The organism is Epibacterium sp. Ofav1-8 (genome assembly GCF_022348185.1).
Classification (GTDB): Bacteria; Pseudomonadota; Alphaproteobacteria; order Rhodobacterales; family Rhodobacteraceae; genus Epibacterium.
This window is the reverse complement of record NZ_JAKRFD010000011.1, coordinates 143,746-155,589: the sequence shown is the minus strand read 5'-3', so window position 1 is coordinate 155,589 and position 11,844 is coordinate 143,746. Positions and strand designations below refer to the sequence as shown.

The following is an 11,844-nucleotide window of genomic DNA, read 5'->3' as shown; positions in this document are numbered from 1 at the left end:
CAAGGAGAACCAGCACATGACATCCCGCCATCTTCAGACCGGATTGGCTCTTATCTTTCTTGTCTTGGGGGGCTGGTGCCTCATCGCCCCGGCAATGGTAGTGCGGTTCGCCTTTCAGCCCGAATTCAACGAGGCGACGCAGCAGGCCCGGTTCATTATGGGCTGTTTCGGCGCGCAGGCGGTGCTGAACGGGACCCTCCTGTTAACCGCACGGTTCACGCCGATGACCTTCCTTGTCTTTGGCCTTGTCGGGTCGGTTGCGGTCTTTGTGTTCAACGTTTGGTTTTGGCTGGTCGAGCCGATTTTAAACGCCTGGATGTTGCTGGATCCGGCGGGCAACATTGGGATTCTGTCCTGCGGTCTGTGGGGTTGGGCGCTGGCGCGACGGGAACAAACGCAGGCCGGCAACTGACCGCGACGGCGCGCCGTTTCGCGCAAAATCCGCAGCGAATGACGTATGCGCAAGGTCATCTAGTAACTGTCCAAAAAAGACTGCCTCCAAAAGACGACGCCGTTATTTCTTAGGTCAAATTACAACGGTTCTCTGGTGCATTGGCTGTAGTGTGATTTCTCGTAGTGGTGGTATATTACGCTTCGTTCGAGAAGGCGTTACAATTGCTACTGAGGGGGAGTACTAATATGACGGTAACTACGGAAACGGATCGAAAGGCAGATGGAGTCAAAGGTGCATTGTCATCGCGGGTAGTGAAGGTCAACGGCGCGAATATCTATGTCGAAACCGTTGGCAAAGGGCCGGCCATTCTGCTTATGCATGGTGGATTCGGGCTTAGTCATAATTATCTGCGCCCGTATTTCGATCAACTGTCCACAAATTTCCAAGTTATTTATTACGACCATTTTGGAAATGGCAAATCCGACAAGCCGGACGATTATAGGGTAATGACGTTTGAACGTCTGGCCTCGGACGCGGATCAATTGATGACGGCATTGGGGCATGATCGCTTTACCCTGATCGGCCATTCCTGCGGGGGGTTTATCGCTCAGGAATTCGTCATTCGGTATGCCGACCGGCTGGATGGGCTGGTCTTGGTCGATACGGCGCCAGCGCTGGATTTCGAACTGCACGTTTCGGGCAGCGACGTGCAGCTGGCGGCCCTGGACAAACTGTTTTCGCAGCCCATGGCGGACGATACGGAATGGCGTTCGACTTGGAACACCGTCTTGCGAATGTATTTTCATCAATGGAGTGAAGAGGTTGGCGCCGATCTGGATGCGCGCACGGATTATGAACACCGGGCCTGGAACGCCTCGGGCGATCTGTTCTATACGTTCAACGCGGTGGGCAGATTGGGTGCGGTCGCAACCCCAACGCTGGTCATCTCGGGCCGCCACGACGGCATCACCCCGCCGGACTCCGGCGCCGAACGGATCGCCGCAGAAATGCCCAACGCCGAGCTTTCAATATTTGGCGAGTCCGGGCATTATCCGTTCATCGAAGAAAGCGATGCGTTCTTCGATAAGCTGAACACCTGGCTTTCCCGGTGACGCTATGCAAAACATCAAAGACTAAAACCACTCACATCATATCGGCCGGCTGGTTCGCGCAAGCGCATCGGTCGGGTGTTTAATTGGGATCTTACGAATTCAATCAGAACGGGCGCGGCATTCGGCACCGGAATAACCAAGGTCGCTGTATCGCACGATACCGCAGGGGGCGTGTGGATTTGGGTATGCTTATCAACATCCGCAGCAGTCTGTTGAAAAATGGCACTGCGCATCAGAATCTTCATTGGGTCGCGTCAGGCCCTGATTTTGCATGCCGGATCATAATTGGAATGACCGCTGGGTATTTCTGGTTACTGCATCTCGCAGCAAAGGGCTCCAATCAAGATGCTCTTGAAAATAAAAAATAGGGACACGAAGGCATGAGCGATATTTCTCCACTTGACGAATGGAAGCGCAACCAGATTGAACAGATCTCGGACACGGACCTGAACGAGGTCAGTCTTCTGACCTATCTGACCAAGACGCTGTTCGGTTTCGGGGCCGCCGACAAGCTGGCCGAAGAGCTTGACCTACTGTCGGTTTCCCGGCCACTCTTTGTGACGGACGCGCCGCTTTTGAACAGCCCCATCGGCGACACCATCCGGGACATGGCAGAGGGTCATGTCGTCTATTCGGGCACGCCCGAAAACCCGACGGAACAAAGCTGCCGGGACGCGGCGGATATGTATCTGGCGCACAATTGCGATGCCATCGTCGCGGTTGGCGGCGGGTCCCCGATGGATCTGGCCAAGGCGGCGGCGTTGCTGGCGTCGCACCCCGGAGAGCTGGCGACCTATGCGCTGGCAAACGGCGGACTGGACCGGATCACAAAAGCATGCCCGCCCATCATCGCCATTCCGACAACGGCGGGAACCGGCAGCGAAGTGGCCCGGACAACCGTGATTATCACGGCCGGCGGCCAGAAACTGCCTATCGGCAGCCCCTATCTGATTCCCGCGCTTGCGATCTGTGATCCGGCGCTGACGCTGAGCCTGCCACCGCGCCTGACTGCCGCAACGGCCTTTGACACCATCGCGCATTGCGTCGAAAGCTTTTCGTCCTCGCGGATCAACCTGCCGGCCGAAGCGATTGCGCTGGATGGCCTGCAGCGCGCGGTCTGCTTTGTCGAAGAAGCGGTCCAGGACGGGTCCGACCGGCGGGCGCGCTGGCATCTTCTGATGGCCGCGATGCAAGGCGGTTTGAGCTTTCCCAAAGGTCTGGGCGCGATCCATGCGCTGGCGCACCCCTTGGGCGAAACCGGCGTGCATCACGGGACGGTCAACGCGATCCTATTGCCGCATGTCCTGCGCCAGAACAGCAAGGCGCTGGGATCGAAAATTTCGCGGATGGCTCAGGCGCTTGGCCTGGCCTCGCCCGATATGCTGCCGGATTTCTTCACCGATCTGAAACAGCGCACCGGGCTGCCCACGCGGCTGTCGGAAATGGGCCTGAACGAAAGCATCCTTGAGGCCATCGCGGCGAAGGCGGAGATCGATTCCTGTAACACCACAAACCCGCCGCCGCTGATAAAATCGCAGTATCTGGACATTCTGCGCGCCGCGTTCTGAACGCGCGCAGGTCCCGGCGGCACAATTCGCCAACCACCGGGCCCTGCGTTTTAAGGCTGAACGGGCGTGGCGAAGGTTGGCGAAAGGCCGGCCTAACCTGCGCCAGCCACCCCAAAGGCATAGAACGGCAATCAGGCCAATCACTCGGTTGCCGCTACATCGACAGCTCGGGCGCGGCATAGGCAAACCGCCCACGGCTGACGGTTGCGACCACATTGGTCTCCCGCAGATCCGCGGCGCCGCAGCCCTCCGAAAAGGGATCGCGGTCCAGCAGGACAAGATCGGACAAGCCGCCGCTTTGGATGCTGCGGGTTTCGGCCGGCTGGCCGAACAGGGTGCTCGCCGCCGTGGTATAAAGGTGCAGCGCTTCGAGCGGGGTAATCGCCTCGACCTCGCCAAAGGCCTTGCCGGTGGCGGTTTGCCGTTCCACGGCGGCGGCCATTCCTGCTAGCGGTTCGAGGCTGCCGGCCGGCGCGTCCGAGCTGAACACAACGGACATGCCCCGATCCAGCAGGCTGCGCACCGGATACATATCCTGCGTGGTGTCATAACCCATAACTGATTGAAACCCGTCGCCCATCGAGCTGATAAAGCTTGGCTGGGTGACAACGGCGGCGCCGGCCTCGGCCAGCGTCTCGATAGCCGATGTGGTGGGCAGGGCCACATGCTCGATCCGCATCGGGCCGGGGCTTGTTCCGATCCGCGACCCTTCCAAGAGCGCGTTTGCCGCTTGTGCGATGGCGAGGTCCCCGATGGCGTGGATGCCGCATTGCCAACCGTCGCGCACCGCTTGGGTCACCTGATCGCACAACTGATTGCCGGGGTACATAATCATCCCCGGCTTGCCGCTGTCGCGATAGGGCGCGTTGAAGGCCGCGGTGCGGGCGCCGACAATCCCGTCTTCAAAGAATTTCAGCGTGGCGACGCGCCAATCGGGGTGCGCCACCGCCGGGCGCAAACCGCGCTCAACCGCGTCGGCGGGATCGAGCCGCAGCATGAAGTCCATGCGCTGCGGATAGTCGGGATCGGCCTTAAGCTGCTCCCAGACCTGCCATTCATCATCGAAACTGTTGGTGAACCCAACCGCGGCCTCGCAGCATCCGGTGACACCGTATTGCAGGAGCTTCTTGGCCAGGTTCTTAACCGCGGCGCCGACGTCTTCGGGGGCGGGTTTGGGCACATGCAAATTGACCAGATGCATGGCCATTTCGCGCAGAACGCCGGTCGGTGCACCGCCATCCCTTTCGATCTGCCCGCCCAGCGGATCCGCGGTGGTTTCATCAATCCCGGCAATCCGCAGCGCTGCAGAATTGCAGGTCGCCGAATGGCCGCAGAACCGCCGCAGATAGATCGGGCGCCCCTCGCCGACCGCGTCCAGTATGTGCCGATCCGGCAACCGCCCTTCCTTGAGCTTGAAATCGTTCACGCCGATGCCAAAGATCCATTCATCCGGCCCCTTGCTCCGGGCCTGATCGCGGATCAGATCACAGATATCGTCAAAGGATTCGGCCTCCAGATAGCTCCGGCACAGGGTGTCATGGCCGATCCAATACAGATGCACATGCGCATCGACAAAGCCCGGAACGATGGTTTTTCCGTTGCAATGAAACTCCTTGCACCCGCTGGGCGCATCGGCGTCATCCCCCACCCAAACGATGTTGTCGCCGTCCAGCAGAACGGCCTCGGCCATTGGCTGGTCTGGGTTGAGGGTTCGAATGTTGGCGCCGCGCAACAATAGTTTGGATTGCATGTATATACCTCCGGTTGAGGTGGATATTGCGCGACCTGCGTTGGGCAAATCGTATCTCGCGATACAAAGTATCCCGGTTTTCAGGCTGCCTGACGCTGTATACCGGTATACCAGCCCGGCTTTCGTTTCGTGATCTAATCACTCCCAATCAACAGGGGGTACGAAAATGTCTTCATTCATCAAACCGATCAAACCCGGACTTCAAATGTCGAGGCGCGGCTTTCTGAATACCGCGGGCACCGCATCGGCGCTGGCGATGATGCGGCCGGGCATGTCCATGGCAAGCGGCAACCCGCTTGTCATCGGCACGTTTGGCACGGAGTCCAACATCTGGTTCGATAAAGCCTGGGCGAAACCTTTCACCGCCGCAACGGGCAAGGAGGTCGTGCTTGAGGGCGTAAACCCCCTGGATGGCAAAATTATCGCGATGGTCGAATCCGGCAAAACGGTTTGGGATCTTTGTGACAGTGACGGCTATAGCGCTATCCGTCTGGGCCGTATGGGCTATCTTGAAGAGATTGACTATTCGGTGGTGGACAAATCCAAGGTCCGCGAAGGTTGGGCCTGGCAGCACGGGATTGCCAACCATTCCTACAGCTACGTGCGAGCGGTCGATACACGCCAGTTTGATGGCGATCAGCCCAAAACCTGGGGTGATTTCTTTGACACCAAGACCTTTCCCGGCAAGCGGTCGGTCTGGCGGTATATGGTTGGTGCGCTGGAAGGCGCGCTAATGGCCGACGGCGTGCCCGCCGATCAGCTCTACCCGCTGGATATCAAGCGCGCGATTGCCAAACTGAAGACCATTGAGGATGACCTAATCTTCTGGAACAACGGCGCCGATGCTTTCCAGCAACTCGTGGACAGCGAAGTGGCCATCGGTTTTGTCTGGCATAATCGTGCCCTGCGCGCGAATGAGGCCACAAACGGTGCCATCTCCTGGGACTTTGACCAGGGCCTGTTCTGCCCGGCCTCCTGGGTCATGCCAAAAGGCGGCTCACAGCCTGAGGTGGCGCAGCAGTTCATCGCATCCTCCCTCGTGCCTGAACGTCAAAAAATCGTGTTTGATGGCCTGGCCAGCGGCACAACCAACCCAGCCGCCGAGACTCTGATGTCGGCTCAAGAAAAGCTCGTGAACCCCGGTACGACTAAGAACCTAGGCATGCAGATTCAGCGTGACGAATATTGGTATGCTGACAACTACGATGATGCGCTGAACGCCTTCCTCGATTCCTTCTCGTAAGGTTTCGGGCTAAGATATCCGGTGGCAAGGCCGGTTTTCCCGGCCTCGCCCAATTTGCAAGGCTTGTCATGACACAAAGGACAGATATGTGGCGCTAACAAACAGCCAATGCGCACCTGCGCTCCGGGTCATGCGCCTTTACGTCTTATGCGTCCCCGCAGGATTTTGACGCGCGAGGGCGGGCAACTCGCCGCGCGCACTCGGCATGGCCTGCTCCAGGGGCCGTGCGTTCCATTCCAATCTTCGGATCGCTGGTGGGCTTGGCCGCGTGGCAGGGCGTTGGCGATCATTTCAAGCGGCGGACGTATCGCATGTCAATTCACTCCCAACCTCACCCGGCAGGCGCAGACCAGGTTGAGGCCCCCCTTCCCGTATCGGGCAATGATGCCCTGCTGAACATCGCGCTTTTTCAATCCGCGCTGGACAAGGCCGCGGGCCTTGACACGGCGGGTTATGTCAGCGGCTATCGCGGATCGCCCCTGGGCGCCCTGGACAGTGTCGCGGCGCGGCGCACCAAGGAATTCGAGGCCGCTGGCGTCGTGTTCGAACCGGGCCTGAACGAAGATCTGGCCGCAACGGCGGTCTGGGGCACGCAACAACTCGCTTTTGATCCCAAACGCAAACACGACGGTGTTTTTGGCATCTGGTACGGCAAAGGGCCGGGGCTGGACCGGTCCATCGACCCGATTAAACACGGCAACTTTGCCGGGACCAGCCCCAAGGGCGGTATTCTGCTTTTGGTGGGCGACGATCCAACCGCGAAATCCTCATCGGTCGCTTATCAATCCGAACAGGCGCTGATCTCGGCGCTGGTGCCCGTGCTGAACCCGTCGAACGTGCGCGAGATGACCGAATTCGGCCTGCACGGGATCGCCATGTCTCGGGCCAGCGGGTGCTGGATTGCGCTGAAGTGTCTGACCGATTTGGTGGACAGCAGCACCTCGCAACCCTTTACCGCCGAAGAGTTCGACGCGCAGATCCCCGAAGGATTGCCGGACGATCTGCACATCCGCTGGCCGGATCTTATGCTAGAACAAGAACGCCGGCTGCTGCGCAAGAAGCTGGACGTTGTGCGCCGCTATGTGCGGGCCAATGGATTGAACCGGGAAACGCTGACGCCGCGGACGCCGAAATTGGGAATTGTCGCCTCGGGCAAGACCTATGCCGTGGTGCATGAGGCGCTTGGCCATCTTGGGCTGACCGAGGCGCAGTGCCAGAGCCTTGGCATCGGCCTGTTCAAAGTGGGGTGCCCTTGGCCGCTGGAGCCGGAGACGATCCGCGATTTCGCGCGCAAATACCCCGAAGTGCTGGTGATCGAGGAAAAGCGCAATCTGATAGAGGATCAGCTTGCTCGCGTGCTGTACGGCCTGCCCGACGGGCGGCGGCCCGCCCTGTCCGGCAAAGAAACCCCGGATGGCACGCGCCTGATGGAATCGGACGGTGAATTGAACGTGCAGGATGTGCTGCCGGTTCTGACCGCGCGGCTGTCGGCCCTGGGCATTGCCCATGCCGCGCCGCCGGTCCTGCCGGATCTGGCGCAGGTGCCCGCGCTGTCGCAGCGGTCGATCTGGTATTGTGCCGGCTGCCCGCACAACCGGTCGACCAAGACCATCGAAGGCAGCCGCACCATCGCGGGAATCGGCTGTCATTCCATGTCCATCTTCATCGACCCGGCCAATACCAGCGGTGCCACGCATATGGGCGGCGAGGGCGCCAGTTGGATCGGCCAGGCGCATTTCACCAACGAAAAGCACGTGTTCCAGAACATCGGTGACGGCACCTTTGCCCACAGCGGGCTGACGGCGATCCGCGCGGCGGTCGTGTCGGGCACCTCGATCACCTATAAGATCCTCTATAACGATGCGGTTGCCATGACCGGCGGTCAGGAGGTCGAAGGCGGCATCACGGTCGAAGACATCTACCACCAACTGCGCGGCATCGGCGTGACTGAAATCCGCGTGCTGTCCGAAGATCCCAAACGGTTTGGGCGCGGCGCGCCGTTCAAGGCCCTGCCACGCGGCGCCTTGAAGGTGATCGAAGCCGAGCTGCGCGAGGTGCCGGGCTGCACCGCGATCATCTACGATCAGGTCTGTGCCGCCGAAAAAAGGCGGCGGCGCAAACGCAACCTGATGGAAGACCCCGACAAGCGGATTTTCATCAATGACCGTGTGTGCGAAGGCTGCGGCGATTGTGGCGACGTGTCCAACTGCGTGGCGATCAAACCGCTTGAAACCGCCTTCGGCCGCAAGCGGCAGATCGACCAGACTGCCTGTAACAAGGATTATTCCTGCGCCGAAGGGTTCTGCCCCAGCTTTGTCGCACTGAGCGGATTGAAGAAACGCAAGGCCCGGCCCGTAACGGACGGCGATACGGCCGCCCTGCCGGACAGCCCGGTGGCAAAGCTGGACGGGGCCGAGCCCTACAATGTCGTTCTAACCGGAATCGGCGGCACCGGTGTGGTGACTGCAGCGGCCATGATCGCGGGCGCGGCCCGTGTCGAAGGGCTGGAGGTGCTGACCCTCGATCAGACCGGGCTTGCCCAGAAGAACGGACCGGTGCAAAGCCATGTCCGCCTGGCGGCGGCGTCCGGCGCGATTGACACGCCCAAGGTGCCGTCGGCGCAGGCCGATGTCATCATCGGCTGCGACAGCGTCGTGGCCGGATCGCTGCCCAGCCTGTCGCTGATGGCCTCGGCCCGCACACGCGTTGTTCTGAATTCGGATACCGAACCGCTCGCCGCTTTTGCCAAGTTGCCCGATCTGCAAACGGATTTTGCCGCCTATCGCGCCGCAATCGCGGATCTGACCGGCCAGGCGGCGGTGTCCGAACTTGCCGCCAAGACCGAAGCGATAACCGCAACCGGCAGCACGGCAAGCGTGAACATCGTGATCCTGGGCTATTGCGTGCAATCGGGTCTTTTGCCGATTTCGGCGGCGGCCTTTGAACAGGCCATTCGCCAAAGCGGCAAGGCGGTGGATCAGAACCTGCGCGCATTTACCCATGGCCGCAGCCTGGCCGCCGGCACCGCCTGGACCGCCCCGGCCGAACCGGCGCGCGATCCCGCCGACCACTTCAGCGGCGAATTGGCCCAATACCAAAACCGCGCCTATGCGGAGCGGTATCGTGCCGTTCTGCGCAGCGTGCGGGAGGTCGAACCCGAAGACCAAACCGCGCTCAGCGCGGCGGTCACCGTGTCCTTGTACAAGCTGATGGCCTACAAGGACGAATACGAGGTTGCCCGGCTTTATGCGGAAACCGATTTCCTGGACCGGATCAAGGCAGAGTGGGAAGGACGCCCGAAGATCAGCTTCCATTTCCTGCCGCCAGCCTTGGGTGCCCTGCGCGGCGGGCGGCCGGCCAAGATCACCTTTGGCGGCTGGATGCTGCCGGTGCTGCGGATTCTGGCAAAGGGCCGGGCCCTGCGCGGCAGCTGGTTCGATCCCTTCGGCTATGCGCAGGATCGCCAGCTGGAGCGCGCCTTGCGGGACGATTACATTCGAACCATGACGGCGTTGCAGCGCCCGCTGGACGACGCGGCTTATGCCGCCGCTCTGGCCTTTGCACAGCTGCCCGAGGCCATTCGCGGCTATGGGCATGTCAAGACCGCCTCGGCGCGCCGGGTTCTGACCAAATGGTTCGAACTGCAGGAAACGCTTGGGATCATTCCGGGCAAAGAGACGCTTGGCCGGTTCCTGACCTAGGGCAAATCGCCGAACGCCTGCCAGATGCGCGGCGCTTGGGCGATCGGCTCCGGCGAGACGGACGTTTGCCGGGCCGCCGTGCCCCTTCGAATTTGAAATCACAAATCCAAAACCAAACCAAAACTATAAACACACGAGGAAACCCGATGTTTTCACAACGTATCACCACCCTGACCGGCCAGGATCTGGGGGGGTGGGATCTGTTCCTGAAATCGCGGGCCATGGTGGCCGCGGGCGAAAAGATCACCGAACTGACAATCGGCGAACACGATATCCCGACCTCGGCGGACATCCTGGACGCCTTGCACAGCGCCGCCAAAGCCGGACACACCGGCTATGCCGACATTCCCGGCCTGCCGGACCTGCGCGACAAGGTGGCAGAACGGGTGCAGGCCACCACCGGCGTGCCCACCACGCGGGACAATGTGATTATCACCGCCGGCGGGCAGGCGGGGCTGCTGGCCACGCAATTGCTGACCTGCGATCAAGGCGATCACGCGCTGTTCATCGACCCGTTCTATCCGACCTATCCCGGATCGATCCGCGCGGCCGGCGGCGTGCCGGTGGCGGTGAATGCGCTGGCCGAACGGGGCTTTCAGCTTGATGTTCCGGCCATTGATGAGGCTGCGGCGCGCACGGGCGCAAAATCCCTGCTTATCAACACGCCGAACAACCCCACCGGCACGATCTATGGCCGCGCCGAGCTTGAGGCGCTGGCCGAGGTGGCCAAGGCGCGCGACTTTTGGGTGATCTCGGACGAGGTGTATGATTCTCAGATCTGGGAGGGCGCGCATCTGTCGATGCGGGCGCTGGACGGCATGGCCGAACGGACCCTTGTGATCGGGTCGATGTCGAAAAGCCATGCCATGACCGGTAGCCGCGTCGGGTGGATCGTCGGCCCGAAAGCCGCCATCGCGCATCTGGTGGCGCTGTCGACCCACAGCACCTATGGCGTGCCCGGCTACATTCAGCACGCCGCGCTTTTTGCCTTGAACAAGGGGCAGGGGTTCGAGGATGAAATCTCGGAACCCTTTGCCCGGCGCCGCCTTATCGCGCTCGATATCCTCGCCGGCCAGAACGTCCTGCGGGTCTCGTCGGCGCAGGGGGCGATGTATATGTTTGTCGATATCGCGGGCAGCGGGCTGTCCGGGCGCGACTTTGCCGAGAAACTGCTGGACGAGCGCAAGATCGCGGTCATGCCCGGGATCAGCTTCGGCCAGGTCGCCAAGGATTATGTGCGCATTGCGATGACGGTCGATGACGAGACCTTTGGCCGCGCGATTCAGGACATCGCCGCCTTCGCGCAGGCGCAGGTGTAACGCGGATCGGCGTGCCCCGGCGCTTGTCACTCGCGCCGGGGCCGCACCGGATCATTCCGATTTGGGGAAATCGGGCGCGCCGCGACGGGGCGCCGGTGTCAATCGTCTTCCCGGCGGAGGATCAGCTTGCCGCCATCAAAGCCGATCTTACCCTCTTCGCGCAGCTTCTGCAGCGTCCGCGTCACCGTCACTCGGCTGGTTCCGGTCATCGAGGCGATCTGTTCATGGGTCAGGCTCACGGTCATCTCAGAGCTGGGATCGACCTCGGCCAGCCGCTCGAACAGCTCCATCAGGCGCGAGGCCGGTTCGCGGTAGGTCATATGCTCCAGCCGGCTGGCGAGAATCCGTTGCTTCAGACACGCCACCTCAAGCAGGGTCATGGCAAATTCGCCATCCTCGCGGAAGGCGTTCATCAGATCGCCGGTTGCAAATTCAATGACCACCGACGGAACCGTGGCCGCCGCCCGCGAGAACCGGGGCAGCTTGTCGAACGCCGCCCCCTCGCCACAGATCGTACCGGCCCCCATAAGTTCCAGAACCACTTCGGTGCCGTCGATCTTGATGATCGAAACCTCGATAAGCCCGCTTTCCACGAAATAGAAATGCCGCGATTCATCGCCCTGATTGTAGAGCAATTCACTCGCACGCAAGGTGCGGCGTTTTCCCAGCTCTTTGTGCCTCAGAATGCACCGAACGATGTCGGACTGAAGGCGCCAGGTGGATTTGACTGCGGGTTTCACGTTGGTCTGCCAATGCT

At 61.0% G+C, this 11,844-nt stretch carries 8 protein-coding genes; 6 read left to right on the top strand and 2 right to left on the bottom strand.

Annotated features, from left to right (window positions below; genetic code table 11):
• The first annotated feature begins 16 nt into the window (after nucleotides 1–16).
• The 3 genes from MHM97_RS17535 to MHM97_RS17525 all read left to right on the top strand — a co-directional run bounded on the left by MHM97_RS17535 (nucleotide 17) and on the right by MHM97_RS17525 (nucleotide 3,074).
• Nucleotides 17–412: a hypothetical protein gene (locus MHM97_RS17535; RefSeq protein ID WP_239323828.1), complete on the top strand. Its 396-nt coding sequence runs from the start codon at nucleotides 17–19 to the stop codon at nucleotides 410–412.
• 227 nt (nucleotides 413–639) lie between these two features.
• Nucleotides 640–1,506, top strand: a complete 867-nt coding sequence (locus tag MHM97_RS17530; protein WP_239323826.1) for an alpha/beta fold hydrolase — start codon at nucleotides 640–642, stop codon at nucleotides 1,504–1,506.
• A gap of 380 nt (nucleotides 1,507–1,886) precedes the next feature.
• Nucleotides 1,887–3,074 carry an iron-containing alcohol dehydrogenase gene (locus MHM97_RS17525; RefSeq protein ID WP_239323823.1) on the top strand — a complete coding sequence of 396 codons (1,188 nt, stop codon included), beginning with the start codon at nucleotides 1,887–1,889 and terminating at the stop codon, nucleotides 3,072–3,074.
• Between the two features lie 154 nt (nucleotides 3,075–3,228).
• Here the strand turns inward: MHM97_RS17525 and MHM97_RS17520 are convergent, their stop codons facing one another.
• Nucleotides 3,229–4,824: an amidohydrolase gene (locus MHM97_RS17520; RefSeq protein WP_239323820.1), complete on the bottom strand. Its 1,596-nt coding sequence runs from the start codon at nucleotides 4,822–4,824 to the stop codon at nucleotides 3,229–3,231.
• A 166-nt stretch (nucleotides 4,825–4,990) separates the two neighbouring features.
• Here MHM97_RS17520 and MHM97_RS17515 point away from each other — a divergent pair, with 166 nt between their 5' ends.
• The 3 genes from MHM97_RS17515 to MHM97_RS17505 all read left to right on the top strand — a co-directional run bounded on the left by MHM97_RS17515 (nucleotide 4,991) and on the right by MHM97_RS17505 (nucleotide 11,087).
• Nucleotides 4,991–6,067: an extracellular solute-binding protein gene (locus MHM97_RS17515; protein ID WP_239323818.1), complete on the top strand. Its 1,077-nt coding sequence runs from the start codon at nucleotides 4,991–4,993 to the stop codon at nucleotides 6,065–6,067.
• A 311-nt stretch (nucleotides 6,068–6,378) separates the two neighbouring features.
• Complete coding sequence (locus tag MHM97_RS17510) at nucleotides 6,379–9,768, top strand: indolepyruvate ferredoxin oxidoreductase family protein (RefSeq protein WP_239323816.1); 3,390 nt, start codon at nucleotides 6,379–6,381, stop codon at nucleotides 9,766–9,768.
• 146 nt (nucleotides 9,769–9,914) lie between these two features.
• Complete coding sequence (locus tag MHM97_RS17505; RefSeq protein WP_239323814.1) at nucleotides 9,915–11,087, top strand: pyridoxal phosphate-dependent aminotransferase; 1,173 nt, start codon at nucleotides 9,915–9,917, stop codon at nucleotides 11,085–11,087.
• A 98-nt stretch (nucleotides 11,088–11,185) separates the two neighbouring features.
• Here MHM97_RS17505 and MHM97_RS17500 read toward each other — a convergent pair whose 3' ends face one another.
• The gene (locus MHM97_RS17500) at nucleotides 11,186–11,827 is read right to left on the bottom strand and encodes a Crp/Fnr family transcriptional regulator (protein ID WP_239323811.1); all 642 of its coding nucleotides are present in this window, start codon (nucleotides 11,825–11,827) and stop codon (nucleotides 11,186–11,188) included.
• Nucleotides 11,828–11,844 lie beyond the last annotated feature (17 nt).